Genomic DNA, 25,540 nt, shown 5'->3' with positions numbered 1-25,540 from the left:
GTTTTTATTATTAACCAAAACAAACTGTATGGAACAAAAAGTTGAAATTCATTTGGAATATATCATCAATTCATCACCTCGAATTTTATTCCCCTATATTCAGGAGCCTAATGCATTATCCCAATGGTTTGCCGACGATGTGAATTACAAAGATGGGATATACGAGTTCATTTGGGATGATGAAGTAAATAAAGCGAGACTGGTCGCCAGCAAAGAAAACAAGTCCGTGCGTTTCAAGTGGATTGATGATGAGCCGTATTATTTTGAAATCGAGATTATCCAAGATGAGTTGACGAATGATGTCGCATTGGCCATAACCGACTATGTAAAACAAGATAATTTGGAAGACAGAAAAAAAATATGGGCCAATTCCGTTGGCTACCTGCAGAGTGTTATCGGAGCATAAAAAAAATAGTATCTTTGTATCGGAGATTGCGAAGGGAAATTCAGCGTCGATATGAAGAAGATACACCTCTTGATTTTACAGGCATTTATAAGGCCATTTATGGTATGTTTTTGTATCGTGATGTTTGTCCTGCTAATGCTTTTTTTGTTTAAGTATATTGACGATCTGATCGGAAAGGGCTTTGAATGGTATGTGTTAATGGAGCTGATCGGTTACCAGTGTGCTGTACAGCTGTCAATGGCCCTGCCTTTGTCGATGCTGCTATCGTCAATCATGACGTTCGGGAATTTGGGTGAAAGCTACGAGTTGGTAGCAATAAAGGCTGCTGGCTACTCCCTGCGAAAAGCTATGACCCCCTTAATCTTTTTCGTTACCTTTTTTGCTGCGGGATCTTTTCTCTTTTCTGATTATATTCTGCCTGTTGTAAACCTGAAAATGGGTTCGCTTCTTTGGGACGTTCGTAACAAAAAAGCTGATTTTTTAATTAAATCGGGGATCTTTAACAGCACCATCCCTGGCTATTCCATTCGAGCGAAAAGCAAAAATGAAAATGGTACCGTGTTGTACAATCTAATGATTTATGATCATCGGGCAGGAAATGCGACGAATAATGTGCTTTTGGCTAAAGAAGGATTTATGCAGAATTCAGCCGACAATAATTACATGATTTTGCGTCTGAAAGACGGTGTGCGTTATGAGGAGTCGAGGGCAAAAAATGCGAAACGCTACGACCCTCGACAGCAATTTACACGTTTCCGGTTTAAAGAGACCGAACAGAAATTTGATATGGAGGCTTTTCAGATGAAGCGCACGGATGAAAGTTTTTTCAAGACCCACCATTCGATGTTGAACCTTCGCCAGCTAAAAATATACACAGACTCCAATCGGATTCAGTTGGATAGTATACAACGAAGCATCTTTTTAGAAGCTAAGAATTATGTGACATACTTATCCCCCTATTATCACGAAGCACAGTCGAGCCCCGTTCCGGTCAAGAAATTCGATAATTTCTTGACGGATTACGTTCCTAAGGAACAACGAAGGATGCTCATCAGTAATGCACTTGGCCAGGCACAACAGATGAATAACGTCTTCGAAATGAAGGAGCCGGATTTTAAAGCCTATGTCGAGAAAGACATACGCTATCATATCGAATTTCATAGAAAATTTACCTTGGCTGTTTCTTGTTTATTGCTTTTTGCTATTGGTGCACCACTAGGAGCTATTATCCGTAAAGGGGGGCTAGGACTACCCGTTGTGGTGGCGATTATATTCTTTTTGATCTATCATATTATTTCCACAATGTCAGAAAAAGCTGCTAAAGACGGTAGTCTTGATCCAATTTTTGGCATGTGGATGGCGATTATTGTGCTCAGTCCTTTGGCTATGTTTTTAACATACAAATCAACCACTGATTCGTCATTGTTCGATATTGAGCAATATAAACTGAAGATGGAGAAAGCATGGGGTTGGATCAAATCTAGATTTCGCAGGCGGTTATCCCAATAACCAACAGATTTTTGACAAGGGTATTATACAAAAGAAAGCAAAGAACGCTAATTTTGCTGACGCAAGACTAACACAACATGGAAATAAAATTAAATACGATCGAAGACGCCATCGCGGATATCAGGGCAGGTAAAGTCATCATCGTTGTTGATGACGAGGATCGTGAAAACGAAGGTGACTTTGTGACGGCAGCCCGAAACGCGACCCCTGAAGTCATCAACTTCATGGCTACGCACGGTCGTGGTTTGGTGTGTGCGCCATTAACGCAAGAGCGCTGTATGGAATTGAATCTAGACCTTATGGTCGGACAAAATACCGCAGTTTACGAGACCAATTTCACGGTATCTGTTGATCTTCAAGGCTATGGTTGCACAACAGGAATATCAGCATCTGATCGCTCAAAGACTATTAAAGCATTGATAGACCCCAACATTAAGCCTGAAGAACTAGGGAGACCGGGGCATATTTTTCCGCTTATTGCGAAAGATGGCGGCGTTTTGCGGCGTACGGGACACACCGAAGCTTCGGTAGATTTATCTCGTCTAGCAGGCTTCGAACCCGCCGGTGTGTTGGTAGAAATCTTGAAAGATGATGGTGAAATGGCTCGCCTTCCAGATCTTATGGAAGTCGCGAAAAGGTTTGATTTGAAGATTATCAGTATTGAAGATCTTATCGAATACCGGCTGAAACACGATTCACTTATCCAAGAAGAAGAAACGGTTCATATGCCAACCCAATGGGGAGACTTTCAATTAAAGGCATTTACCCAAAAAAATACAGGTGAGCAACATCTTGCGCTTTATAAGGGCGAATGGAAAGAAGATGAGCCCATACTCGTACGAGTGCACAGTTCTTGTATTACGGGTGATATATTCGGCTCTTGTCGCTGTGATTGTGGTCCTCAACTTCATAAATCCATGGAAATGATTCAGGCGGAAGGAAAAGGTGTGGTTGTCTATATGAACCAAGAAGGCCGAGGTATAGGATTGATCAATAAATTGCAGGCGTACAAGTTGCAGGAGCAAGGTGTCGATACTGTCGACGCCAACCTGCAGTTGGGATTTAAAGCTGATCTCCGCGATTATGGAGTCGGCGCACAGATTCTACGTCATATCGGCGTAACGAAGATGCGTTTGATGTCAAATAACCCAACAAAACGCGCTGGTTTGGTGGGCTATGGGTTAGAGGTTGTGGAAAATGTCCCCATCGAGATCCAGTCTAATCCTTTTAATGAATCGTACCTACGGACCAAAAGAGATCGTATGGGACATTCTATTATGAAAGATAGTTGATTTTATATCGCCTCGCAGCCATAGCTTGCGAGGCGATATAGTCTTACTGATAAAATGATGTGCTAATTTTCCTTCGCCATAGCACATCGCTACTTCATAACCACTATTTCATATTTATAGAGGAGCCCTTGCAATCCCCAAATAGAGAATTTTGCGCGTTTAATTCGATTGTGCTCCGGATCTATTTGATAATTGAACGAGTTTTGTAGGTCAGCTTTTTCTAAGTTACTTTGCCAAAAGACGGCGCGCTCCAAATCGCATTCGGCAAATAAAGCACCAGTCAGATCTGTACCTGTAAAATCAACCTCCTGTAATTTACAGCTGTTGAACTGCTGCATCTTTAGCTTCAATTTCGCAAATACGCTATGCTGTAGCAAACAGTGTTCGAATGAAAACGAGAGACCAAACGTACTGCAGCTTGCAAACGATATGCCCATCAATTTGCAATGCGAAAACCTTACATCTTGAAAGCCTGTCCGAGAAACGTCGGCCAAACATAGGTCGCAATGTGTAAATGTGCAATTGATAAAGTTACAATCAGAAAGATCTACTTGGTAAAATACACACCCATCAAAGATACATCCATCATATACCGCACCCCGGTTGTCCTGCGATTGGAAATTTATTTTGACGTACTGCTTATCCTGATGGTATACAGATTCCATGTGAAGAAATGATTTGCTGTCTGAAAGCACGCAATTTACATTTTTATAACGCACGGGACATACTTTCACATGCATTTTAGGAAAATACGTATACAGCTATCCAATAATTATCGGAATTAATTCGATATATTTATAATAAAATTATAACTGCCGTCATGTTGCCTACCACCAACGATACCCGTTATGATATTGTTTTTCTGCGATGCTTGGCCATTGTTGCAGTAGTTTGTTTTCATTTCGATCTTGGTATTTTTCGGGATGGATATGCAGGCGTAGATATATTTTTTGTCCTTTCAGGCTATCTGATGACCCAAATCATAACGCGTCAAGTAATGTCCGGAACCTTTAGTCTCCTTGCTTTTTACGCGAGGCGGTTGACGCGTGTACTGCCCGCGTTGCTATTTCTAATCGTTGTTTTCCTATTGCTGATCTACTTTTTGCTCGGAATAAAACTGTATGATTTCTGCCGATTCGCACTGTCCAGCGTACTTTTCTTATCAAACATACATTATTACCAAGCGTCAGGATACTTCGCAGCGTCGTCACAGCTCAACTTTTTGCTGCATACTTGGTCTCTTTCCGTTGAGGCACAGTTCTATCTGATCTACCCCCTTATTTTGTTGGGAATAGGAAAAACCAGTAAAAAGCAATTTAACGTGACGATGCCGATGTTGTTTGTACTGCTGCTTTTATCCTTCGGACTTATGTGCTATGCCATGCAGACTGATCGATCGTTTTCGTTTTATATGGTTCCGACTCGTTTGTGGGAGTTCTTGATGGGGGGGCTGACATTTGTCTATCGTCCCGTATGGGTATCGCGTATCGCCATTTCTTTGCGAAAGGTTCTCGGATTTGTTGCGATCGTTTTCTTGGTATTGGCCTTAAGCGGATTTCTCGAAATCGGATATAGGGGTTGGCCATCGGCATCGACCTTCATACCGGTGGGGCTTACCGCGCTGTTGCTGCTGTTATCACCTGATTTTAGGTTTTATCGATCTTTCTTGGTGGTTTACATCGCACGGATTTCCTATAGTTGGTATTTGTGGCACTGGCCTATGCTTGTCTTTTGTACCTATTTTGCTTGGGACCAACATTCCACTAGAGTTTTGGTTTTTCTGTTATCCATTGTAATAAGCGGTGTTGCCTATCTATTGGTAGAACGAAGACGATATTTTTGGAAGCCACGCCTACTTATTTTGGGGCTTTTCTTGACAGCATGTGTTACTTTTTCGTTGACACGCATTTCGCCGAATAAAATATTATTGACGGATGTCGAATCAAGGTTGACACCGTTTCTTCGCAGCTATTCCGTTCAGTGTGCTCCCGAACAATATGATTTCGGTAGGGGGCATTTGTTAGCAAATGCGCCGTTCGATAAGTTTGATCGCCGTCAACTTTTTGAATTTTCAGATAGTCTAAAGAACTACTTGCTTTTGGGTGACTGCCACGCAGGCATGTTTTCAGCGACGTTGCGCAATCTAGCCAAGAAAAACAATGTACATCTTATGCAGGCAACCGCAGATGAAACTTTTCCGGTTCCCGGTATCAGATCGGTTTTCCAAGGTCCAACCCAACTGATGAACTACATGTACGGCAGCTACCTGCCGGATAACTTACGAAAAATTGATAAGGTCATACTGGCGGCAAACTATGTCAGTTACGGTAAGAAGGAGCTCACCAATTATATCAACCAAATAGATTCATTCTTTTCCGCTTACCATGTCCCGATTATCGTGATTGGACAAACCGAGGGCTACTGTATAGAATATCCGGTAGTGGAGGTGCTGCATCGTCGATTTGGCATACATCGTTCGGATTATTTGTTGCCGGCACGTTACCATGCGAACCAGTTTTTGAAATGTTCCAAGATTTCTGAACGATATATTGACGTGTATAATTTACCTGAAATTATGCATGGAGACGGATATCAAGCTTACCTGTATGACGCCGACCATATGTCTACTTTCGGAACAAATCAGTATGAGGATCTTTTGCAAGATCGAATTTTCGGAGGCAATCCAAAACCCTGAAGATGCTGCGCTAGCCTTATCCCACTAAAACGCATACGCGTGAGGCGGCGGATGGAGATAAAAAGGGCGTTGTCGGTTACAAATACCTCTTGCTTTATTGTACAGATGTCTATATTTAACTACCTCGTTTTTGCCTATACAAATTGCACATTTTTTGCGGGGCGCGTGCCGTATTGGCGTATAAAGACAGTTAACCTAGTGCCCTCCATAGTCAAGCTCGTCCAATTTTCCTTTGAATACCCTAAATTGTATAATGAAATAAACAATGACTAAGACAGCGGCGATGATAAACCAAACCAGTCCTACCGTTAGTCCATACTCATTTGCGGAAGCGTTGTAAATCGTTAACGAAGGGCTGACGCTGTTGGTTGATGGCAATAGAACGGGATACATGGATGCTGCAGTGGTTCCAAAGCTACCCACGATAAACAGACTTGAACACACAAAGCCGGTACCGTCTCTTTTGAACCTTTTAATATTGAATTGGCCTATTAGGCCTGTCAGGCCAATAATAGGAAAGATCCAGAGCCAAAAATGCTCTTCGAGATTTGTGAAGGCTATCGGTTTGACATAATACCACAGCGCTGCCGACAGCAAGACTAAAAATAGCAAAACACCATTCAATTTAAATATAAGGGGGCGTAAACGTCGGTTGATCGTTGAATTTGACTTTAAAATAATCCAGTTCGCTCCGTGAATTGTCAATGTAATGACGGAGACCAGTCCGAGAACAAGAGTAAACCAATCGATGATCCCTTGATGCTCGGCAAGTGGGTCAAATGTAGGGTTCCATAACGGGAGAAAGAAATAGGGTGCTTCTTGTTGTGCAACGCCATTTTCAACCACCCCTAGGTTAACCCCGCGCACGACGTTGCCCAACGCGGCACCAAAAAATAGCGCCAATAGTAGACTTGCCATACCGAATGCGCGATCCCATAGCCGTTCCCAAAGCCGATTGTGCACCTGCCCACGTAGTTCCAGACCTACTGCCCTGAAAATAAGGAGCCATAGGACGAGCATCAACGGCAAGTAGAATCCGCTAAAAGACGAAGCATATAATGTAGGGAAGGCAAAGAATAAAACACCGCCAGCGGCAATTAACCAAACCTCGTTTGCATCCCAAAATGGACCAATAGCATTCGTTACAGCTTTCCGCTCGGCTTCATTATTTGCGACAAGGAAATGCACGATGCCCGCGCCAAAATCATAACCATCCAACACGATGTAGGTGGCCAACATCACAACAAGAATAATAAACCATAATGTCTCCATAGCGCAAAAATGTTAAGGTGTTAATAGGGGTTCTGGACCTCTGCGGATGATTTTTAATACCAATAGTAAAAACAAAAGACCGAGCATCAGGTAAAGCCCTACAAACCCTAAAAGCGTGAACAATGTGTTTCCTGAAGATACCGTGGGCGAAACACCGCTGGTCATTCGCATCAGGTTGTAAACCAGCCAAGGTTGTCGACCTAACTCTGCGGTGTACCAGCCTGCAGTGTTTGCAATATAGGGGAATGGAATCATGAACATTAAGATCCACAGCATCCAGTTGGAGTCATAGAGTTTTTTCCTAAATAGCAGAAAAGCTGCTACCAACATAATAGCAATAAAAACCGTACCTAGGCCTGCCATAATATGGTAGGCAAAATATAAGCCTGGGATATTGGTAGGGTGCTGATGCTCGTCAAATTCATTTAATCCCTTTATTTGTGCATCCCAACGCTGGTAGGTTAGAAAACTTAATATATTTGGTACGGCGATTTTATTGTCTAGCTTTTTGTTTACCATATCCGGTTGCCCGATCAAAACGATCTCTGCGCCTCCATCTTCCGTCTCAAAGATCCCCTCCATCGCAGCGAAGGTGGCAGGTTGATAATTAACCACGTTTTTTGCCGCTAAATCTCCCGTTGGAAAGGCTACTACGACAGAAGCTATGCAACCAAAGATTACGCCCGCTTTTAGAAAAATTTGCCCGAAATGCTTTTGCCGATTGCTAAGTACATAAAATGCGCCCACGGCGGAAACAAAAAAGGAACTTGTGATCAACGATCCTGCCTGGTTGTGCAAGTAGGAGGGAAGTAGCCACGGGTTTTTAAACAAAGCGCTGAAGTTCGTGAGAACGAAGGTTCCGTTTTCCAATATCTCGTAGCCTACAGGATGTTGCATCCAAGAATGTGTAGCTATAATCAAATACCCACTAGCCCATGAACCCAAAAATACCATCACACCGGTCACAAAATGTAGCTTTTGTCCTAGTAGTTTCTCGCCGAATATGAACATGCCCAAAAACGAGGATTCCAAGAAAAAAGAAAACATGCCTTCCATCGCTAATGTCTGACCAACGATACCACCCGTTAAAGCAGAAAATTTAGCCCAATTGGTGCCAAATTGAAACTCCATGGGAATGCCGGTGACAACGCCCATTGCAAAATTAAGAGCGAATATCTTCATCCAGAACTTTGCAGCGTCGTTGTAATGTTCATTTTTTGTTCGAATAGAAATCCATTTGAAATAAACGATCATCAGTGAAAGCCCCATGGTCAATTGTGGGAAAAGGTAATGAAAGGTAATGGTGAAGGCAAATTGAAGCCGGTGGTAGAGGATCATGTCTTCCATAGTGCAGGACTTTTGTGAAATAAATATATTTATTATTTCTATCCGAAATCGCAAGGCATCCACTTATTGGACGAATTATTTTAATTTATAATCATTCTAAATAATTGCTTTAAATTTCTTTTCCTACCAAATACCCAAGATTATGAAAGAGAAGTAATAGTTGGTTTGCATTTATACGGGTATATGCGCGTAGATGTACGCTAAAAAATTTTTTTTCGAACATTTCGCACGGATGATAGTTTATTCTCTACAATCTGATCAATCGGCGACAGCAGGTGGATTAACGTCAAGTGAAAAGTCGTTTTGCAACACAGGTTTTAACGAAAATAACGAATTATGGAACTTACATTGCCGGAAAGACGAATAAAAATTATCAAGAGTACAGAGGATCGAACTTTGGGGACATTTAGTGAAGAAGTCTTTAAGGAATGTTTGGATAATGGGGACGTTTTGCTATCTTTCCAAGAGATAGAACGTGCGTTTCGAGCAAATCCAAATTATGAATTTCTCCACGGTGCACAAGATCATCTATCCATCCACTTCAGAGATATCCATTCCTGTCAGGAAATACGTTTTAGTGCAGCGGATTGATAAGGGTTTTATTTTCTTCGCTATACAAAATCTGCGATGCAGATTGAAGAAATCACAGGTTAACCCTTTTCAATACGTGTGCAGGCATGTAAAGGAGATGCTGTGATATTCCAACAGCAATCCCCTCATTCAGCATTTGCTTTTTCGGCGCTGCTGTCGCCGTGTAAAATTGAATTTTTTTTAGAACAAGTCGAGGATGAATTGGCTTTGGTGCGTCCTCTATTTTGCTCATAAAATAAACGGATAGCGAAAAGGGGTTGAGGAGAGATCCTCGCATGCGCGCTGAAATTCAGTATAGGTTTGCGCTTTAAGATTGAACGCCGTTTGATGTGTACGTGTTGCAAGAAATTCAGAACATTTTTGTGGCTATCTTGGTTCTCATTAAGGAGAACGGATGCGTTGCTTCTAAAGATCGAACATCATATAAAAAAGAGACAGGATGAAAGAAGAACAGATAAATAGGGCAAAGCTTTTGCTCGCTTTGTTTGCAATATGTTATTTAGCTGTAAGCTGCGGACCGGGCGCTCGGCACGCGGAAACAGACCAAAGAGATTCCGCTGCAAAAGAATTGGAATACGGCATGCAGATAGTGCCGCAAGAACCGCTTGCAACGCCCTCTAAAAATAAATTCGCCAAAGTGGTTGGTTGGAAAGACGGGAAGACACCGATTGCAAAACGAGGTTATCGGGTGGTCAAGTTTGCCGATAGTCTAAATAGTCCAAGACATATCTATGTAGCACCAAACGGCGACGTATTTGTTGCGCAGGCTCGTACAGAAAAAGATAATGAAGATGCGGAAAAATTGGATTCACGTAATAAATTTCGAAGCACAAGCCCCAATAATATCATTCGGTTACGAGACAAAAATGGAGATGGTATTGCCGAAGAACGATCGGTTGTGCTGAGCGGGTTGTCACAGCCGTTCGGCATGTTAGTTTTAGGGAATTGGTTTTACGTAGCCAACACTGATGGTTTGATGCGGTTTGCGTATAAGAATGGTGAAATAGCTAAAGAGGGCGAAAAAATAGTAAGCTTGCCAGCGGGTGGATATAATAACCATTGGACCCGAAATATTATTCCGAATGCGGATAGCACAAAAATATTCATATCGATCGGTTCAGGTAGTAACGTGGGCGAAAATGGTATGGAGCATGAAATACGTCGGGCTGCGATATTGGAAGTTAGTTTAGACGGCTCTGATGAGCGAATCTTCAGTTCTGGCATTCGAAATCCTGTAGGTATGGATATCGAGCCGCATACGTCCACCTTATGGACAGCCGTCAATGAGCGGGATGAGCTGGGCGACGAACTTGTTCCGGATTATATTACCAGTGTTAAAGAGCATGGATTTTACGGATGGCCTTATACGTATTGGGGGCCTCATGTAGATCCGCGGTGGAAAGATAAACTTCCAGACGGTATCGTACAAAAATCCATAACGCCTGACTACGCGGTAGGAGCGCACACTGCTTCTCTAGGATTATCCTTCAGTAAAGCAGATGGATTCCCAGAAGGGGCCTATATTGGACAACATGGTTCATGGAACCGATCCGCTTTTTCGGGATACAAAGTGATGTTTGTACCGTTTTCAAAAGGTAGACCCGCCGGAGATCCGCAAGATTTTCTCACCGGATTTATTAGTGACGCGGCAAAAGGTGAGGTGTATGGAAGGCCAGTCTCTATCACTTTTTCAAAACGCTACATGTTAGTCACCGATGACGCAGCGAACAGTGTGTGGGCCGTTACTCGCGACGAATAGCATGTTGCTAGCACACCTTTAGCTTGCCAAGCTTTGCAAGAAAGCTTGGCAAGCTAAAGGTACAGCATGGCGATAGTGGCCAACAATATCAGTAATAGGCCGATTGCAATAGGGGGCGACCAAGATCATCTTTCTCGAACGCGGCTAAAAAGGAAACTTGATGGCCTTCTAGCTGAAGAAAGCGAGAGATGAAATCCTCGTTGCGAAGCGTCGATTCGACACGCAGAATAAAGTCTTCATCATCTAAATCGATCGTCGCAAATTTTACTTCTTTTGACACGGTATAAAGCTTTGCGATGAGATGGGACCGCTCCAAAATTGTTCGGATAGAGGTTTTAAAAACCAATACATACTTCTTCATGGTAAACGATTTTTGTTGATAAGCCTGTAAGCACCGATCAATGATGCTAACACACTGCAAATATGCATTGATTGTCCTACACCGAAAGGTGGAAATCGGCTGAAGCGGACAAATCTTAGGCCGAAGCGACATTTTTGTCGGTGAAATGAATGGATATGATCGGTATGGTTAACCTTCCAACCACTGTATAAAGGCTTGATACTTTTCCTTGCTCACCGAAATTTTTGTAGGATGATCCACATGCAGATTTAAGATAAGTTTTCGCGACAAACTCGTATTGGCAAAGGCAATTGCCGTCCTTTTTAGAAGATTTTGTCGATTAACCCGGAAGAATTCGTCACCTAGCATATGTTCCATCTCTTCCAACGACTTGTTAACCAGAAAATCTTTCCCAGCAAAAGTCTTCACGAAAATATTATCGTACTCGATATAGCACATCGCGATGTCATGCAATTGAATGGGGATAATTTTATCGCCACTGATCACGATGAGTGATTTTTTCCTACTCTCGACCGGATGTTTAGCTTGCACCGAATGCACCATTTCCAACGTATTTGGGTTGAAGGACTGTTGTAGCAACCGATACTTCGCCAGTGTTTTTGCTATACTGTCATCCGAAAATGGTTTTAGTATATAATCCAATCCAAATGTTTGGAAGGCTTCCAACATGTATTGGTTATATGCTGTACAAAAGATGATGGGCACTTTCGGTGGTACTTGTCGGAAGATATCAAAAGACTCTCCGTCGCCAAGCTGTATATCGCTGAAGATTAGGTCAATCGAAGGATTCGTTTTGAGATAAGATACGGCTTCCTTCACGCTGGAAAGACGAGCACATAAATTTGTTTTGGGCTCTATCCGCTTTAATGTTAACCCAAGATCTTCCGCTGTCAGATCTTCATCTTCTATGATAATTGTTCTCATGCGTGAATGATTTTGACATGTACTTCAAAACAGGATCCTTGGTCTTGGATAATGACGCTATCTTTCATATAGTAGCTGAAGCGCTCTTTGAGGTTGTTAAGTCCGTAGTTGTTGGTATCTTCGGTGGCTTGTTTTCTCGCGCAGACATTATTACGTACGATAATCCAGCCCTCTTGCTGGCTGATATCAATATGCAAAGGGTTTTCAATGGTGTAATGGTTATGTTTCAGGGCATTGTCAACCAAAGGCTGCAAGGAAAATATCGGTAGATGAGCCTTGAAACTGCTTGCTGATACATCGATATTATACTGAATGGCTTCTTTAAAACGTATCTTTTGCATAGATAGATAATCTTCACACAGCTTTAACTCCTGTTTGACCGTTGCTAGGCCATCGTCGGACGTCATAAAACTGCCGCGCAGGTAATCCGAAAGTTGAAGAAGATATGATTCTGCCATCGTGCTATCTTTTTTAATAAGCGATTTTAGGCTAGAAAGCGCGTTGAAAAGGAAATGTGGTTGCACCTGTTGTCTCAGCATTTGGTTTACAGCGCGTTCTTTAAGTTTGTCTAATTTCGAACGTTCCAGTTCTAATTGATTTTTAAAGTAATCGTTCATTAAGAAATACAGCCATAAAAGCACAATGAAATCTAGAATGGCCGCGCGAAATCCGGACAGTAGAAAGAAATTGAGCGATGAACCCTGTATGATACGACATTCTTCGTGTGTCAGCATTCCCAGTTGTGCAGAAAACGCTAACATCATCAGGCAAATACCGAAGGTTAGAACATAACCGAATATTTTGACCTTTATCGGCGATTTGATTGGATCTTTTACATCGAAATGCACATGAAGCAGCAGGTTGCAAATGATCACGCCGAACAAACCAGCAAATGCGATTGCGGTATTCAGCCAAAACCGGCCTTGGTCTTTATAAAGTGAGTCTATAACTAAGATAGAGACGATGCAGAGCGAAAAGATCGCACTTCGTTTTGTCCAATACTTTAATGGATAGCGATGTCTATTTTGTACAAAACCCATGTGCTACGTTGTTTTGCAAGCAAAGATAAGGGATTCTTTGCGAATACCAACGACGGTTGGCACAGCCGCCATCATGCATTAGGATTAACGCGGCGTTAACGATTTATGCTCTTTTTTTTCAAATTTAATCTCTTTTTCTTTTCTGTGCCGATCAGGTAACCGTAAGGTTTGAGCGAATCAATCCTATCACAGATTATTTTGCAGATTCCGATTGCGGGGATGGCCAATACCATACCTGAAATACCCCATATGGCTTCCGCCACCACAAGGCCTACAATCACGAAAAGGGGATTTATGTTAACCTCATTGCCAACAATGAGCGGTTCTAAGAGATATGTTTGTATAAACTGAACAAGGGCGTAGATAGCGATCACTAAAAGAATCATGCCTGATTCTCCTCCTTGTGCGATAACTCCCAAAATAGTGATGCCAGTACCTGTCAGGTTACCTACGAAGGGGATCAACTCGAGTAAACCACAGAGAATGGCAAAGAACAGTGCGTTTTCAACACCAATAGCACTAAATCCTATTCCATATAATATCCAAAGTACAACAATCATTTTTGCAAGCCCACTGACATATTTGGCGGCCACTTGCGTAGAAGATTCTAAGATATCCTGCGTTTTGGCCCTGCCCGTATCTTTGCTAAGCTTTAAGATAAAATTCTTTATGCGGGCTCGGTAAAATAGCAATAGGTAAGTATAAACAAAAACGAGTAAGGTGTCCACGGACATACTAAAAAAGCCAACAGCAAAGCTTGTCGTCAGACCGATGGTCTGCTGACCCGCTTTCATCTCTTCTTGAGCGATAGCCTTTTGTTGGTCTTTATCAATTCCAAAACTATCATCTACCCACTCCTGAACACGCGTTAGTACTTCCATGACGTTCTTTTTGATGGCATCCAAATTATCCGAAAAGCTCTGTAATTGCCAATTTAGTAAGAAAAATAAGCCTATGGCTGCCAACACTAAAACGATTATGGCAAGTAAAGCAGTCGCCCAACGAGGAATTTTGTGTCGTTCCAGCCTGTTGCTGGGCGCAACAAACAGCATGGCGAGCACGCCCGCTATAGCAATGGGAGCTAAAATATTGCGTGCAAAATACAGGATGACGCCGATAAAAACAGCAATTGCCAAAAGCTGATAAACATTAGTGCGGGTTTGCATAGTTCGTTATGTGAAATCTCGCTTTATCTCTTGATATGTATACAGACAGTCGTCTCTATTTTTCCACGAATGTCCATAAGTTACGCTTAACCTTATGGAAAACCTCGTCTTCCAAGACATAAAGGTCAGGACCTTCGGTCCAAGTTTCTTTCCCTTGGCTGTATTGCAACAATCTATAGTCTACACGAACGCTATCCCCATATTCTGTTATACGCAGGTAGTCGTAATCAGAGAAATTGGAAGCGCCACTAGGCCGTAGATAACAATCTTGCTCAACAACAGTTTGCGCAACTTTATCGTTTGGGAAATATTTCGTTATCAGTGTCTGATGCGCATCAGACCCCTGTCTTCCTAACCCCAAAGCTGTCGTTAGCTTACATTTTTCGCCATCGCAGCCGCTCCCGCCCATCGCTGCGTAAAATGCAGCCATAGCTTGTATCGGCTCCTTAAGTTGGGAAGCAACAGCATAGTCGATATTCCCGGGTATAGAATCTGTATCATGGATAAGCTCGTAGCGGACAGAATCTTGTAGTTTGGCATCATGCGTGCTGTCGTCAATACGAGGGCTAACAGGTCGTTTGTTGTCTTGCTGGGCATTGTTACACGACCCCAAAAACAAATAACATCCCAATAGCATGTTTAAAATAGGTAGTCTTTTCATACCCACATATAACGTATCAGTTTGCTAAAGGTTTCTTTAAATTTTATTCTCCTGCAAATCAGGGTTTTTTATTATAGTGTGCTAGGCTTTACATTTTTCTGACTTTAAAGTCTACTAAGTTAATGGAATAAATGTACATTTGCCGATCAAATCATTTACATCTACCGTGAAACTATGGCTATTGCGTTTATCTATCGAATGTGTTTAGGAGATAATTGATAGAAAATTATTCTCCGATAACGATTGAACAGCTTGTAAAAGAATTTTCAACCCTAAGTATTTCTAATGAAAACAAAAAACTATCTAAGTATAGTGGGGATCGCTTTTGCCTCCATGACGGGGCAGCTATATGCGCAAACCTCACTTAAGGGTCGCGTAATTGACCAAAATAATCAGCCTGTTGTAGGCGCAACGGTTACGGACAACCATACAAAAGTCCAAGCAATCACCGATCGTGATGGTAGCTTTTCCATTACTGTAAAGGAAGAAAATCCATCCATTACCGTAAAGTTCATCGGATTTGAGATGCATACCATTACCGATTTGAAAGATGGGACGGTAACCGTTCGATTAGTTCCAGAAGCGGATGAGCTAACAGAGGTCGTCGTTACCGCGCTAGGTATCTCGCGAGAGAAAAGGGCTTTAGGATATGCAGTACAAGAGGTGAGAGGTGTTGAATTGCAGACCCGTCCAACCAATGCACTAAGCGCGTTGTCTGGAAAGGTAGCAGGCATGCAGGTGACCAGCTCTGGCGGAAATATGGGAGGATCGACCCGTGTTACCTTGCGTGGTATTAATTCGATTTCTGGCAATAATCAGCCTCTTTATATTGTTGATGGCACGCCACTGGACGACAGGGATCTCAATTCTTCTGCTACAATCAATGGTAGTGCGGGAAAGGATGTGGGAAATTTGATCCAGGATATCAATCCAGATGATATAGCTGATATCTCGGTTTTGAAAGGTCCGGTTTCTGCGGCTTTATACGGTTCAAGAGCTGCTAACGGCGTGATTATGATCACCACAAAAAAGGCGAAGCTCGGCGAACAGACCTCCATCTCTCTTCATACAGGAATGGACTTTGAACAGATTGTTCGGCTGCCGTCAAGGCAAAAGCTTTATGGACAGGGGTATGCTACTGCATTTCAAACCGTCAATATTAATGGCATGGATTATAAGATAGTCGATTATGCCTCGGACGAAAGCTGGGGACCAAAACTCGATGGCACCCCTGTACTACAGTGGTATAGCCTGAACCCGGAGGATGCATCCACATATTTGCAAGCCACGCCGTGGGTGTATCCTAAAAACGATGTGAATTATTTCTTCCGTACAGGTTTAGCCAATACCAATAATTTGGCCATCGCAGGGAGTGGTGGACAGACAAGTTACCGCCTTTCATATACCAATAAGAATGTGCGTGGCACCACGCCCAACTCAACGCTCGGACGCAACAGCCTAAACTTTTCTGGAAGCACGCAATTGGGCAAACTGCGGGTAAGCTCCGTCTTAAATTATGTAAATAATCAGTCGTTAGGCAAGCCGTGGGCGGGCGCCTCCAATAGAAATATTATGCTGGAAGCATTTCAGTGGGGAGCAGTACAAGTGGATTACAAATTGTTGGAAAACTATAAACGGGCCGATGGCACACCTTTGGCCTGGAACAGAACGGGCTGGCAGAACACGCCTGCAGCGGAGGCCACCCGCTTTATTGACAACCCGTATTGGTCCGCATACGAAAGCTATATGGAAGAACAGCGAGACCGGATTTACGGCAATGTAGGCTTGGATTACCAAGCAACCAGCTGGTTGAATTTGCAAGCAAAGGTGCATGGGGATGTCTACAGCTTTAGCTCCGAAGATAGGATCGCTGTCTACTCCCGAAGCGCGTCGCAGTATGAGGAAGCAGGCAACAACCTCAACGAATACAATTATGAATTTATCGCGACGGCAAAGAAGCAGTGGCAGGACTTTTCGTTAAACGCGCTAATAGGAGGTAACATACGAGATATGAAACGTAAAGTTAATTATGCGGTCACGCAAGGCGGGTTAATTATTCCCAACTATTATAACTTGAAAAATGCTTCATCCGTGCTGACTGAAAATTATCGCTATCAGCGGCGTATAGGCTCGCTGTTTGGAAGTGCCTCACTAGGCTATAGAGATGTATTGTATTTAGATGCAACTGTTCGGAACGACTGGTCTTCGACGCTACCAAGTAACAACTACTCGTACTTCTATCCTTCTGTATCCGGTAGCTTCGTGTTTAGCCAGCTCGACGCGATACGCCAAGTTGATTGGATATCTTTTGCGAAAGTCCGTGCAGGGGTATCTTGGGTGGGCAATGATACCGACCCGTACATGTTGAATAAGGTCTATAGTGCGGAACAAGCTTTTGCGGGCGTACCCTCATACAGTTTGCCGGCAGTCCTCAACAATGCAAACCTGAAACCGGAGATCACACAATCATGGGAGGCTGGTTTAAACATGCAATTTTTTCAAAACCGTTTGGGCTTTGATGTGACGTATTACAACAACACAACGCGCGACCAAATATTGCCTGTACCCGTATCCTCTGCGTTTGGTTATGAGTCTAAAGTCCTCAATGCAGGACGTGTCGACAATAAAGGTGTTGAAATCATCTTAAATGCTACCCCGATACGCAAAGAAAATTTTCAATGGAACACGAACATCAACTGGGCACGAAATGTAAACAAAGTTGTCAAACTAGATGATCTCGTGAACACCCTAAGCCTAAGCAACACGCTCGTCAATCTTGTCGCACGCGAAGGGCAGCCCTATGGGCAGCTTTTAGGATATGATTTTGTATATGCAAATGACGGACAGCGTGTCGTGCAGGCTGATGGTACGTATATGCGGACCTCGCAATTGGTGCCGCTCGGTTCTGTATTGCCAAAGTTTCTTTTCGGTTTTCAAAACAATTTTGTCTACAAAAATTTCAATCTCGGATTTTTGGTTGATGGTCGGGTAGGAGGAAAATTCTTCTCGCAAACCTACAAGGTTGGGATGTATGCCGGCATCCTGGACAAGACAGCGGCAGATAACGTACGTGAAACGGGCGTGGTACTCGACGGTGTGAAGGCCGACGTGACTTTCGATCCAGATGGTACATACCATGTCAGCAATCCAGTAGAAAATGATACCCGTATTACGGCGCAACAATGGGCAAGAAACGAGTATAATGGGCCGACAACATTTTCTATTTTCGATGCCACTTTTATCAAACTAAGGGAGGTGACTTTGGGGTATACCATTCCCTTGAAGGATACCAAATTAATCAAAAATCTCGGTCTATCCGTTTATGGCAGGAATTTATGGAATATTTACACAACAAGTAAATATATCGATCCTGAATTCACCTCCAGTGGCGGAAATGTGCAAGGGATAGAAGGAGGGAACATTCCGGTTCCTATCACTTTTGGGTTCAATGTAAACGTTAAATTCTAAAACAAATGAAAGTTGTTAAATTGATTTATATACTGGGAATTGTTGGATCTGCAGTATTGGCAGGCTGCTCAAAAGATATTTTTAGTGAAATAAATACCGATCCAAATCGCCCTTCGGCGGTGTCCACACCATACATATTAGTGAGTGCAGAAAAGCAGTTGATGAATACCTTACGCAATGAAGAAATGAATCTGCGTGGTGCGCAGCTGTATGCACAGTATTTCAGCCAAAACATTTATACAGATCAATCGCGCTACGTTGTTACCAACAGCTATGCCGATAATTATTGGACAGGTTTGTTCAAGGCGTTAAACAACCTCAACGAGATTATTAAATTAAATACCGACGAGTCTACGCGCGCTATTGCGGCAGCGGGCACAGCCGGAACGAATGCCAACCAGATAGCGGTGGCTCGTATATTGAAGGCTTACGCCTTCCAAGCCCTAACTGATGTATTTGGTGATATTCCCTATCAATCTTATGGCAATGCGGATCCGGATTTTCAAGCGCTACAGCAGAGCCCAGATAATTTAACGCCAGCTTACGCTACGCAGGAGAAGATATATAAGGATCTACTGAACGAGCTGCAACAATCGGCCGATACACTCCTCAAGTATGGGTCGGCCACGACATTTGGTGCTGCTGATATAATTTACCATGGGAAAAACGCAAATTGGGCGAAGTTTGCAAACTCCTTGCGCCTCCGGATGGCCAACAGAATTGCCAAGAAAGATGTTTCTTTGGCCACAGAACATATCGAAGATGCTTTGAAAAAAGGCGTTTTTACGTCAAATGCAGATAATGCGACATTCAGGTATACGACGACCTCACCGAACGAAGCGCCGCTTTATCGTGCAACTGTAATCGCCAACAGGAAGGACTTTGCGGTATCTCACGTATTAGTCGAAGCGTTGCAAGGCAAACGCGGTCCTTTTACGGTAGCAGATCCGAGATTGGCCAAATATGCGAAGCCCAATGTTAAAGGGGCGTATGTGGGGCAGCCGTATGGTTTGCCCTTAGCGGCGGGCAATCTATTTCCGACAGACTCGATCTCCTTACCGGGGGAGATAATGAACGCCGCAGATTATGCGGAGATCCTGCAGGAATTTGCAGAAGTTCAGTTCCTCATCTCCGAGTACAAATCTTGGGACCAACAGGCGTACGAAACCGGTGTGCGCGCGTCATTGGAGAAATGGGGCGTCGGTAGCACGGAGGTTGCTGCATTCATTGCGGCACTTCCACCGGCAAATCAAGAACGTGTGCTGACACAGAAATATCTAGCCTTGTACAACCAAGGTGTAGAGGCGTGGTCCGAGATACGGCGGACAGGCTATCCGTTGTTTCTGGTGAAAAAAGACGACGTCATATGGTCTGGAATACAGGGAGGCATTACGCAAACCTATCGTTTTACGCCAGAGGTGGGGTCAGCGTTGCCCGTGCGATTTATTTATCCACTGAAAGAACAGAGTACCAATAGAGGTAACTATCAACGCGCATTGACGAATCAGGGTGACGATTTGACAAGTACCAAGATTTGGTGGAATACCAATGAATAAGGTACATAAATAACAGCTGGGGTGGTGTATATGTTGTCAAAAATATACGCATCACCCCTTGTTAATTTTCGCAAAGCTCCTTTAGCTTTTGAAGTGCTCGAGGCCATGTATCGTCGAAATACGCTATATACTCGTCGGCGGTATCGACATCCACCGTTAACGTAGTATTGCCATTCTTTTCCTCAAAGGTATAGTTTTCGATTGCACCAGCCCACTGCTCAATTTTTTCGCCCGTCGTAATTTCTTCCTCTCCATCGAGCATGCCATAATGCCTGATGGATATGAATGCGTCGGGGATATGTTCTGCAATTTCTGCGATCATCCCCTGACGTTTTCCATCTTCCGAAGGTCCTAGGAAATAAATTTTGTCTCCTTTGTTCCAGCCACCCTCAAAATCGGACGCTGGATGGAATGCTGCCGTCCATAGCCGGTAAGTTTCTCGCTGTAGCATAGTTTGAAATACATGCGCGCGTCCGGCTTGTATGTCGATGTTGTATGTCGATTTTTTCATGCTATTTTTTTGGAAAATCTTTGTTCATTTTTATTTCTTCGATCTGTTTGATATGCCGCGCCATATGCGCAGCAATAAAAAGAAGGTTTTGATATCCGTTTACTGTTCCAGTGGGATACTCACTGATATGGTTTCGCAGATCCTGTTCATCCGCCTGTCTGATATAAGCTAGGATAGGGGCACGCGCGGCTGCGAGCTCTGCTAATGCTGTTTCGCTATCTGTATATTTTCCTACTGGCTGTAGTTCCTGTGGCGCTTGGAATTTTTGCGTACGGTCGCCCATCATCTGTATCAGCGCTTCGTCCGAGACTTTCACTTCTTTGCGGCGCTGTGGTTGCGGCGCCTTTTGCAGCTCATCTTTTGCCATCTTGAATAGCATAGTTTCGGAAAGGATGATATGCTCCAGACATTGGCTTATAGACCATTTTTCTGGCGTAGGTTTAAAAGCCAGTTGCTGTGCCGAGAGACCCCGTATTTGCGTCGTCAGGTCTGTTGTCGTCTCTTCGAAATATTGTAATAAAGAATCGATAGCTGGCGGTGTCTCTTTTTCGATTGCATAAATTTCATTGGTCTTTTCTACCGCGCTAAAGGATAATGCGATAACGAGCAAGGGGAGCATGGAGCAGCTTAATAACCAGCTGATAACGTTTTTTTTCATTTGATCTTGTTTAAAGATTTGATTTATCCACAGTTCGAAACATTAGCAATTGTTTGTCTAAGACAAGTATAAGTTTTTTTTGTTCTCCTGTTCTTTGCATAAGACAAGATTTTTGATAACGACGGATCGAGTTAGGATATCGGTCAGGTTTAATGCCCACTTATGCTACTGGAGATTATCGGGTACGTGAATATATTTTTTTAGGGTTTAGCATTAGCCAGCTTATCAATTATCCATGGAAATATCATATTTTAGCTATTTATAAACCAAAGCAGCAAAGATAATTTCTATGGACGGACAGCGTATACTATTAGTAGAAGATGAGAAAAATGTGGCGGAGGTCATTATGCAAGGGCTGGAGGAAGACGGTTATAAGGTATTGCATGCAAAAAAATATGAGGATGCTTTGCATACGTTACAAAATAATCCTATAGATCTGGTCATCCTTGACGTTTTGTTACCCGAAATGAACGGCTTGGATATTTGTAAGAACTTCCGTGTGCTGGGATATACAGATTTGCCTATACTGATGGTCACTGCATTGGGTAGTCCGGAGAACGTCGTACTGGGCTTGGATAGCGGGGCCGATGACTATTTGTCCAAACCTTTCAAGTTGATCGAGCTTAAGGCCCGGGTGCGCACCCTTATCCGCCGCAAACAGGAGATAACTAAACAGGTGCAATCCGTGGAAAAGCGCGTATTTCGCTATAAATTTTTGCAGATAGACGACTACAAGAAAATCGCTTATGCCGACGGACAGGAATTAAACCTCACATCGACGGAATATCGCCTTCTTCTGCTCTTTATACAGTCTCCCCAAAAGGTGTTTGAACGTAGCGAGCTATTGGATAAAGTTTGGGGGATCAATTTCGATATAGGTTCCAATGTTGTGGATGTATATGTAAACTACCTGCGCAAGAAAATCGAGAAGGTCACGCCGATTAAAGCTATCCAAACCGTTATTGGTATGGGTTATGTGCTAAAGATTGAAAACTGATGCGTAATTACAACAAAATCCTGTATTCCTTGATTGCCATTTTGGTAGTATACACAGCGTCCTTTGTGGTGTTTATTATGTATTCCATTACAAATTTTGCGTTTTCAGACTTCTATAAACGCTTGGAATTGCGGCGTAACCTCGCTGCCGAAGAAATGTTCTACGGCAAAAGTGTTGCAACTGGATGGTCTTTGAGCTACGTCGAAGAACTGAATAAGCAGCGTGAATTTATTGTGGAACTGGATGCCAGTGGCAAGATCATACATAGCAGTGGTTTCGATAAAAAGCTATGGAAGCATATCGATAAGACCGGCACGAGCAATTTCAAGATTGGCAATACATTCTATGCTACAAAGTATTATTTCCAAAAGGGTCGACATTATATACTCGGCGTTTCCGCCGAAAATTATTTCTACACCCATCACCTGAACTATCTTCGAAATCTCTTGATTGTAGCACTTCTGCTGGGGGTACTTTTTGTGGTCGTCATTTCCTTATTGGTTAAACGCTCTTTTATAAAGCCGATCAGCGAATTGATCGGTGAGGTAGAGAAAATAGGTTCGGAAAATCTTTACCTGAGGCTTACTGTGGGGCGAGATAGCGGGGTGCTGAGCAAACTTGCCGATACATTTAACCAAATGCTGACGCGAATTGAAACCTCTTTCGAAACGCAGAAAAATTTTATAAGTAATGCATCCCACGAGTTGAACACCCCGCTCACTTCCATTATCGGTATCGCTGATTTGGCGTTGTCAAAGCAACGCAATGTCGACGAATATAAATATTCGATACAAAAGATTGCGGATGCGGCGGAGAATTTGGAGAAAAAAACTAGTGCATTGTTGCTATTGGCCCGTACAGGCTTTGAAAATAACAACCTTAACTTTAAACCTGTACGCATTGACCAAATTATCATGGATGCCGAAATGACTGTAAAAGCTATAAATGAACACTTCCACATCAAAACGGACTTCAGTATGCTGCCCGATGACAGTATAAAGTTGAAGGTAAATGGATCTGCCCCACTTTTGCAACTGGCTATTTCCAATGTCGTTTCCAACGCTTGCAAATATTCAACCAACCATACGGCCTATGTGGCGTTGGGTGCTTTCGATAAGGGGGTGTTGATACTTATTCGGGATGAAGGTATTGGAATTCCTGCAGAAGAAATGTCGTTCATCTATGATCCGTATTTCCGAGCGTCTAACACGGCAAACTTTTCAGGTTATGGCATCGGCCTTCCACTCGCGCGTAACATCATCAAAATGCACAACGGTCAGCTCTCCGTGGCTTCCACATTAGGCAAAGGTACTACCGTCCGCATTGAGTTGCCTAGTATAGACAGCAGACTGTTGTAGCCAACGTTGAAAGGCTGATGCAGAAGAAATAGTGCATCGCTCTCTGCAATACCGCCATTTTTAATACTGCTTTAATCTGGCAACCGTTTCTAATCTTATTTTAACGATTATGCTAAAAGTCTAATGGAAAACTAATCTGTGTTTCATCCCATTGCTATGGTACTACTGTATATTTGAAAAAATGGCAAAGTATGGAAAATGTAGCATGTGTTCTCATTCCGACTGATTTCAGTGTATATTCCCTTCGTATCGTCTTAGACTTCATGGAGAAACGTACAGATCGGAAAGTAGAGCTTGTGCTTGCTTGTGGATATGATATCGGAGATTCCATTACAAGCCTCCTAGGCATCACAAAAGAAGATCACTTGGCTCGACTGGAAAGCGCGGACTTTATCAAGGGCTGCGAGATGATCAGATCCCGCTTTAAAAACAATTTGGTTGGTATGTATTGCGATTTACTGATATCAAGAAACAGTCGGTATTTACGAAACTATTTCAAAGGAAGTCGCGTTACGCATATTGTATTGCCAGAAGGATATACATTTGCCTCCAAGGAACGCAACGTCTTTGATATCACGGAATTATTAAAAGAACATGTATATCATATTGGTGTAGCCACTATACCAGTGAGTTTAGAGAAACAAGTGGTCGAAGGAATAGATAGCATGGATAGCTTCTTTTTCAGGAAAGATTGGAGGGTTAGCTATGAGTAGAGATAGACTTGTTATAGTAATGTATGCATTTATTGCCTCATTGTTGATTGGCAGCAGTTTGGTGGTGATTTATTACGAAAGCCCGGAACGTCTGATTCAAGGGGAGTGGGTAGAGAAAGAGTGGCGTCTAGAGAAAGACAATGCTTCGCCAGAATTGGCATCAAGTTCGCAGTTGCAAGAAGGTTTAAGAAAAGAAATTCTACGAGATGTTGAAGAACTGCACTTGGGTGTATGGAAGTTTGGAGAAGATCGGACGCTCTATGCAGCGGATGCAAGCGCAAATCGGGACTTAAAATGGCTCATTAAAGGTCGAGGACATGTTTTGGAACTACGAAAAAATGGTAAACCCATCGAAAGTTTTCAAATCCAGCAGATAAGTGCGGAAAGACTCGTGTTACACCTTAATTTTGATCTGCAGGTCAAAGGTATCATAGAGATTGTATTAGAGAGAAAAGATCCTACTGGTCGATATGCTGAGAAAATATAGTAATCATCGTACGCAAAGCGATAATGTGAAGTTGGGGGCATTGACCGCTTTTTCTGCAGGCATGGTCAACGTTGCCTCGGTGACCGTGTTTTTTGCGTTCACCTCTAACGTTACGGGCTACTATGCGGTTTTCGCACAAGAACTCAGTAAAGGCAACTGGTACCAAGGAGCTGTCGTGCTTTTGTGGATTTCCCTCTTTTTCACCGGTAGCTTCCTCTCCAATCTCGTCATTGTGCAGGGCCGAGGCCGGTGGAGCCAATATATATCCCATGCTATTCCGGTCGTATTGGAATTTTTGAGCATCCTTTTCGTGGGACTGTATCTCGACTTTTTTTACACAAACTCTTTACAGGAGACAGAGTTTCTGGTCGCTGCACTGCTCTTTGCCATGGGACTGCAAAACGGACTAACCGCAAGCATTTCAAATTCGGTCGTGAAAACCACCCACTTGACCGGGCTAACAACCGACTTAGCGATTTTGGTTTCCATGTTTAGTAAACGTCAAAATAGACAAAATAAGGCGTTGGTCGATAAATTCCATTTGCTATTGACCATCATGACTGCTTACGTCTGTGGAGGTGTGTTTGCAGGCATTGGCTACTTATATTTAGAAAACGGTACATTTTACCTCACCTGTCTCATTTTATTGGTCATTGCGCTGTATGACTTTTACAAGTTAACCCGCGTGAAGCACCTGTTTGACAGAAGGCATAAAGAGGCTTGTTCCGCATAAAATTCCCGACCTTCGGGCAGTCGGGAATTTGAAACT

At 43.0% G+C, this 25,540-nt stretch carries 23 protein-coding genes; 13 read left to right on the top strand and 10 right to left on the bottom strand.

The annotated features are described in order from the left end of the window. The first annotated feature begins 28 nt into the window (after window positions 1–28). The 3 genes from IE165_RS02635 (at window position 29) to IE165_RS02625 (ending at window position 3,207) form a co-directional block, all read left to right on the top strand. Window positions 29–406, top strand: a complete 378-nt coding sequence (locus tag IE165_RS02635; protein ID WP_189625059.1) for an START-like domain-containing protein — start codon at window positions 29–31, stop codon at window positions 404–406. Between the two features lie 51 nt (window positions 407–457). Then, window positions 458–1,915: an LptF/LptG family permease gene (locus IE165_RS02630; protein ID WP_189625058.1), complete on the top strand. Its 1,458-nt coding sequence runs from the start codon at window positions 458–460 to the stop codon at window positions 1,913–1,915. A 77-nt stretch (window positions 1,916–1,992) separates the two neighbouring features. Further along, window positions 1,993–3,207: a bifunctional 3,4-dihydroxy-2-butanone-4-phosphate synthase/GTP cyclohydrolase II gene (locus IE165_RS02625; RefSeq protein ID WP_189625057.1), complete on the top strand. Its 1,215-nt coding sequence runs from the start codon at window positions 1,993–1,995 to the stop codon at window positions 3,205–3,207. 89 nt (window positions 3,208–3,296) lie between these two features. On the opposite strand, the gene IE165_RS02620 is transcribed toward IE165_RS02625, so the two are convergent. Next, window positions 3,297–3,872, bottom strand: a complete 576-nt coding sequence (locus IE165_RS02620; protein WP_189625056.1) for a pentapeptide repeat-containing protein — start codon at window positions 3,870–3,872, stop codon at window positions 3,297–3,299. A 155-nt stretch (window positions 3,873–4,027) separates the two neighbouring features. Between IE165_RS02620 and IE165_RS02615 the strand changes: the two genes are divergently transcribed. Then, window positions 4,028–5,902, top strand: coding sequence for an acyltransferase family protein (locus IE165_RS02615; protein WP_189625055.1), 1,875 nt, complete (start codon window positions 4,028–4,030; stop codon window positions 5,900–5,902). A gap of 195 nt (window positions 5,903–6,097) precedes the next feature. Here the strand turns inward: IE165_RS02615 and cydB are convergent, their stop codons facing one another. Then, the gene (cydB, locus tag IE165_RS02610; RefSeq protein ID WP_189625054.1) at window positions 6,098–7,174 is read right to left on the bottom strand and encodes a cytochrome d ubiquinol oxidase subunit II; all 1,077 of its coding nucleotides are present in this window, start codon (window positions 7,172–7,174) and stop codon (window positions 6,098–6,100) included. 12 nt (window positions 7,175–7,186) lie between these two features. Then, complete coding sequence (locus tag IE165_RS02605; RefSeq protein ID WP_189625053.1) at window positions 7,187–8,521, bottom strand: cytochrome ubiquinol oxidase subunit I; 1,335 nt, start codon at window positions 8,519–8,521, stop codon at window positions 7,187–7,189. 336 nt (window positions 8,522–8,857) lie between these two features. Here IE165_RS02605 and IE165_RS02600 point away from each other — a divergent pair, with 336 nt between their 5' ends. Then, the gene (locus IE165_RS02600) at window positions 8,858–9,112 is read left to right on the top strand and encodes a hypothetical protein (RefSeq protein WP_189625052.1); all 255 of its coding nucleotides are present in this window, start codon (window positions 8,858–8,860) and stop codon (window positions 9,110–9,112) included. 439 nt (window positions 9,113–9,551) lie between these two features. Beyond that, window positions 9,552–10,871 carry a PQQ-dependent sugar dehydrogenase gene (locus IE165_RS02595; RefSeq protein ID WP_189625051.1) on the top strand — a complete coding sequence of 440 codons (1,320 nt, stop codon included), beginning with the start codon at window positions 9,552–9,554 and terminating at the stop codon, window positions 10,869–10,871. A gap of 88 nt (window positions 10,872–10,959) precedes the next feature. Here the strand turns inward: IE165_RS02595 and IE165_RS02590 are convergent, their stop codons facing one another. The 5 genes from IE165_RS02590 to IE165_RS02570 all read right to left on the bottom strand — a co-directional run bounded on the left by IE165_RS02590 (window position 10,960) and on the right by IE165_RS02570 (window position 15,023). Further along, window positions 10,960–11,232, bottom strand: coding sequence for a hypothetical protein (locus tag IE165_RS02590; RefSeq protein WP_189625050.1), 273 nt, complete (start codon window positions 11,230–11,232; stop codon window positions 10,960–10,962). 168 nt (window positions 11,233–11,400) lie between these two features. After that, the gene (locus IE165_RS02585) at window positions 11,401–12,156 is read right to left on the bottom strand and encodes a LytR/AlgR family response regulator transcription factor (protein WP_189625049.1); all 756 of its coding nucleotides are present in this window, start codon (window positions 12,154–12,156) and stop codon (window positions 11,401–11,403) included. Continuing rightward, window positions 12,153–13,196 (bottom strand): sensor histidine kinase, encoded by a 1,044-nt coding sequence (locus IE165_RS02580; RefSeq protein WP_189625048.1) that lies wholly within the window; start codon window positions 13,194–13,196, stop codon window positions 12,153–12,155. Before IE165_RS02580 ends, IE165_RS02585 begins: the two co-directional genes overlap by 4 nt. A 95-nt stretch (window positions 13,197–13,291) precedes the next feature. Then, entirely contained in the window at window positions 13,292–14,362 is a 1,071-nt protein-coding gene (locus IE165_RS02575) for an AI-2E family transporter (protein WP_189625047.1), read from the bottom strand. Between the two features lie 55 nt (window positions 14,363–14,417). Beyond that, window positions 14,418–15,023, bottom strand: coding sequence for a hypothetical protein (locus IE165_RS02570; RefSeq protein ID WP_189625046.1), 606 nt, complete (start codon window positions 15,021–15,023; stop codon window positions 14,418–14,420). Between the two features lie 285 nt (window positions 15,024–15,308). Between IE165_RS02570 and IE165_RS02565 the strand changes: the two genes are divergently transcribed. Continuing rightward, complete coding sequence (locus IE165_RS02565) at window positions 15,309–18,491, top strand: SusC/RagA family TonB-linked outer membrane protein (protein ID WP_189625045.1); 3,183 nt, start codon at window positions 15,309–15,311, stop codon at window positions 18,489–18,491. Between the two features lie 5 nt (window positions 18,492–18,496). Beyond that, window positions 18,497–20,047 carry a SusD/RagB family nutrient-binding outer membrane lipoprotein gene (locus IE165_RS02560; protein ID WP_189625044.1) on the top strand — a complete coding sequence of 517 codons (1,551 nt, stop codon included), beginning with the start codon at window positions 18,497–18,499 and terminating at the stop codon, window positions 20,045–20,047. A 61-nt stretch (window positions 20,048–20,108) separates the two neighbouring features. Here the strand turns inward: IE165_RS02560 and IE165_RS02555 are convergent, their stop codons facing one another. Together IE165_RS02555 and IE165_RS02550 are read right to left on the bottom strand one after the other, a co-directional pair. After that, window positions 20,109–20,558, bottom strand: a complete 450-nt coding sequence (locus IE165_RS02555) for an SRPBCC domain-containing protein (RefSeq protein ID WP_189625043.1) — start codon at window positions 20,556–20,558, stop codon at window positions 20,109–20,111. A 1-nt stretch (window position 20,559) separates the two neighbouring features. After that, a complete protein-coding gene (locus tag IE165_RS02550; RefSeq protein WP_189625042.1) occupies window positions 20,560–21,216 on the bottom strand; it encodes a DinB family protein in 657 nt (218 codons plus the stop codon). A gap of 289 nt (window positions 21,217–21,505) precedes the next feature. Here IE165_RS02550 and IE165_RS02545 point away from each other — a divergent pair, with 289 nt between their 5' ends. From IE165_RS02545 to IE165_RS02525, 5 genes are all read left to right on the top strand, one after another. After that, window positions 21,506–22,213 (top strand): response regulator transcription factor, encoded by a 708-nt coding sequence (locus IE165_RS02545; protein ID WP_189625041.1) that lies wholly within the window; start codon window positions 21,506–21,508, stop codon window positions 22,211–22,213. Beyond that, entirely contained in the window at window positions 22,213–23,571 is a 1,359-nt protein-coding gene (locus IE165_RS02540) for a HAMP domain-containing sensor histidine kinase (protein ID WP_189625040.1), read from the top strand. Before IE165_RS02545 ends, IE165_RS02540 begins: the two co-directional genes overlap by 1 nt. A 191-nt stretch (window positions 23,572–23,762) precedes the next feature. Then, window positions 23,763–24,284, top strand: coding sequence for a hypothetical protein (locus tag IE165_RS02535; RefSeq protein ID WP_189625039.1), 522 nt, complete (start codon window positions 23,763–23,765; stop codon window positions 24,282–24,284). Continuing rightward, window positions 24,277–24,771, top strand: a complete 495-nt coding sequence (locus IE165_RS02530) for a hypothetical protein (RefSeq protein ID WP_189625038.1) — start codon at window positions 24,277–24,279, stop codon at window positions 24,769–24,771. Before IE165_RS02535 ends, IE165_RS02530 begins: the two co-directional genes overlap by 8 nt. After that, window positions 24,755–25,504, top strand: coding sequence for a YoaK family protein (locus IE165_RS02525; RefSeq protein WP_189625037.1), 750 nt, complete (start codon window positions 24,755–24,757; stop codon window positions 25,502–25,504). Before IE165_RS02530 ends, IE165_RS02525 begins: the two co-directional genes overlap by 17 nt. Window positions 25,505–25,540: the final 36 nt, after the last annotated feature.

The sequence above is a fragment of the Sphingobacterium griseoflavum genome (assembly GCF_014653155.1).
In the GTDB taxonomy this organism is placed as follows: domain Bacteria; phylum Bacteroidota; class Bacteroidia; order Sphingobacteriales; family Sphingobacteriaceae; genus Sphingobacterium; species Sphingobacterium griseoflavum.
Note: the sequence above shows the minus strand (reverse complement) of the source record. Positions and strands in the feature narration are given on the sequence as shown.

What these genes read in the sequence shown, in the direction of transcription:
- IE165_RS02635 (WP_189625059.1), top strand. Translation starts at nt 29, where the DNA reads ATGGAACAAAAAGTTGAAATTCATTTGGAATATATCATCAATTCATCA.
- IE165_RS02630 (WP_189625058.1), top strand. Translation starts at nt 458, where the DNA reads ATGAAGAAGATACACCTCTTGATTTTACAGGCATTTATAAGGCCATTT.
- IE165_RS02625 (WP_189625057.1), top strand. Translation starts at nt 1,993, where the DNA reads ATGGAAATAAAATTAAATACGATCGAAGACGCCATCGCGGATATCAGG.
- IE165_RS02620 (WP_189625056.1), bottom strand. Translation starts at nt 3,872, where the DNA reads ATGGAATCTGTATACCATCAGGATAAGCAGTACGTCAAAATAAATTTC.
- IE165_RS02615 (WP_189625055.1), top strand. Translation starts at nt 4,028, where the DNA reads ATGTTGCCTACCACCAACGATACCCGTTATGATATTGTTTTTCTGCGA.
- cydB (WP_189625054.1), bottom strand. Translation starts at nt 7,174, where the DNA reads ATGGAGACATTATGGTTTATTATTCTTGTTGTGATGTTGGCCACCTAC.
- IE165_RS02605 (WP_189625053.1), bottom strand. Translation starts at nt 8,521, where the DNA reads ATGGAAGACATGATCCTCTACCACCGGCTTCAATTTGCCTTCACCATT.
- IE165_RS02600 (WP_189625052.1), top strand. Translation starts at nt 8,858, where the DNA reads ATGGAACTTACATTGCCGGAAAGACGAATAAAAATTATCAAGAGTACA.
- IE165_RS02595 (WP_189625051.1), top strand. Translation starts at nt 9,552, where the DNA reads ATGAAAGAAGAACAGATAAATAGGGCAAAGCTTTTGCTCGCTTTGTTT.
- IE165_RS02590 (WP_189625050.1), bottom strand. Translation starts at nt 11,232, where the DNA reads ATGAAGAAGTATGTATTGGTTTTTAAAACCTCTATCCGAACAATTTTG.
- IE165_RS02585 (WP_189625049.1), bottom strand. Translation starts at nt 12,156, where the DNA reads ATGAGAACAATTATCATAGAAGATGAAGATCTGACAGCGGAAGATCTT.
- IE165_RS02580 (WP_189625048.1), bottom strand. Translation starts at nt 13,196, where the DNA reads ATGGGTTTTGTACAAAATAGACATCGCTATCCATTAAAGTATTGGACA.
- IE165_RS02575 (WP_189625047.1), bottom strand. Translation starts at nt 14,362, where the DNA reads ATGCAAACCCGCACTAATGTTTATCAGCTTTTGGCAATTGCTGTTTTT.
- IE165_RS02570 (WP_189625046.1), bottom strand. Translation starts at nt 15,023, where the DNA reads ATGAAAAGACTACCTATTTTAAACATGCTATTGGGATGTTATTTGTTT.
- IE165_RS02565 (WP_189625045.1), top strand. Translation starts at nt 15,309, where the DNA reads ATGAAAACAAAAAACTATCTAAGTATAGTGGGGATCGCTTTTGCCTCC.
- IE165_RS02560 (WP_189625044.1), top strand. Translation starts at nt 18,497, where the DNA reads ATGAAAGTTGTTAAATTGATTTATATACTGGGAATTGTTGGATCTGCA.
- IE165_RS02555 (WP_189625043.1), bottom strand. Translation starts at nt 20,558, where the DNA reads ATGAAAAAATCGACATACAACATCGACATACAAGCCGGACGCGCGCAT.
- IE165_RS02550 (WP_189625042.1), bottom strand. Translation starts at nt 21,216, where the DNA reads ATGAAAAAAAACGTTATCAGCTGGTTATTAAGCTGCTCCATGCTCCCC.
- IE165_RS02545 (WP_189625041.1), top strand. Translation starts at nt 21,506, where the DNA reads ATGGACGGACAGCGTATACTATTAGTAGAAGATGAGAAAAATGTGGCG.
- IE165_RS02540 (WP_189625040.1), top strand. Translation starts at nt 22,213, where the DNA reads ATGCGTAATTACAACAAAATCCTGTATTCCTTGATTGCCATTTTGGTA.
- IE165_RS02535 (WP_189625039.1), top strand. Translation starts at nt 23,763, where the DNA reads ATGGAAAATGTAGCATGTGTTCTCATTCCGACTGATTTCAGTGTATAT.
- IE165_RS02530 (WP_189625038.1), top strand. Translation starts at nt 24,277, where the DNA reads ATGAGTAGAGATAGACTTGTTATAGTAATGTATGCATTTATTGCCTCA.
- IE165_RS02525 (WP_189625037.1), top strand. Translation starts at nt 24,755, where the DNA reads ATGCTGAGAAAATATAGTAATCATCGTACGCAAAGCGATAATGTGAAG.